The organism is Streptomyces sp. NPDC001634 (assembly GCF_040298185.1).
Taxonomy (GTDB): Bacteria; Actinomycetota; Actinomycetes; order Streptomycetales; family Streptomycetaceae; genus Streptomyces.
The window spans coordinates 1-1,319 of the sequence record NZ_JBEOZU010000237.1 but is presented as its reverse complement, the minus strand read 5'-3'; the positions used below and the strand labels follow the sequence as shown (position 1 = coordinate 1,319).

1 protein-coding gene is annotated in these 1,319 nt (G+C 68.5%); it reads right to left on the bottom strand.

Going from position 1 to position 1,319, the window contains the following annotated elements:
- Positions 1-1,204 (bottom strand): IS701 family transposase (locus ABT186_RS47780; RefSeq protein WP_502973570.1); only part of this gene is annotated, 1,204 nt, incomplete at its 3' end.
- Between the last annotated feature and the right edge of the window lie 115 nt (positions 1,205-1,319).

The following is a 1,319-nucleotide window of genomic DNA, read 5'->3' as shown; positions in this document are numbered from 1 at the left end:
TGGCGACGGGGTTCAGTTGCCAGCAGACGACGGATTTCGGCTGGTGTGAGGTCCACGAGGTCGGGTGTGTCGGCCTCGTCACCCCCTTTTCGCGCTCCTGCACGGCCATCACGGCGAGGAAGACGTGGGCGACCATGGCCAACGTGATGTGCCGATACCAGCCCACGTAGCGGCGGACCTCGTACTGGTCCAGGCCGCACTCGTTCTTCGCGCTTTGGAAGCACTCCTCGATCTTCCAGCGGCAACCGGCGACGCGGACCAAGTCGGCAACCGTGGCCTCCAGCGGGGCGCAGGCGAGGTAATAGGCGATCTCGTCGGGCTTGCCGATGCTGCGGCGAGCCAGCATCCACCGCTGCCGGGTCGCCTCGTGGCCGTCGGACTCGGCCGCGGCCGGCAGGCGGGCGGCGGCCCAATCGTAGAACCGTTCGCCCTTGGCTCCCGGCCCCGCCGACAGGCGCTGCCATGCCTCGGGCGGCGCCTGAGCGATGAGATGGTCGATGCGAGGGCCGTGGACTTGCTGGGACTTGGGGACGGCGACGACGTAGGAGAGCTGGGCGTCTTCCAGGAAGCGCCGGAAGTGGGAGTCCTGCCCGTAGGCGGAGTCCGCAGTAACCCAGGCCACGGGAAGCGGAGAGGCCAGGGCGCGCAGGATCATGTCGCGGGCGAGGTCGCCCTTGGTGGCGAACGTGCGGTCGTCGGGGATGCGGGCCGCTTGGCAGCGTTCCCGGTCCTCCGTCCAGGACTTGGGCAGGTAGAGCTCGCGGTCGACCAGGGCGTGGCCGCGGGTGGTGGCGTAGGCGGCGAACACCCCGATCTGGCAATTCTCTGTCCGCCCGGCGGTGCCGGAGTACTGGCGCTGCACTCCGGCGGAGGTGATGCCCTTCTTCACGAAGCCGGTGTCATCCAGGATTAACACACCTTCTGGTGTGCCGAGTTGTTCTGCCACGTACGTCTGCAGGTCGTCGCGCAGGCCGTCAGTGTCCCAGCGGCTGTGGGAGAGCAGGTGCTGCAGGCCGTGTGGGGTGGCGTGGCCGGCGTACTCGGCGAGCTGCCAGCTGTTCTTGCGGCCCACCGGGCCGAGCAGTCCGCGGACGTAGTCCCGCATCCGCCGCCGGACCTCCACGCGGCAGAAGCGGGCTCCGGTCTTCAGGAAGAGTTCTTCGAGTTCCAGGTCCCAGGCATTCGTCGGTACATCGTGGATCACGACAACGGACTGCTCGCCGTGCTGTCACTACATGCGGCGCGGGCACCCGTTGGTGGGACGGTCAGCCCAAGACCGCCCCACGCATACTGAGCCCCCGCTACACTCCCCACCGCCA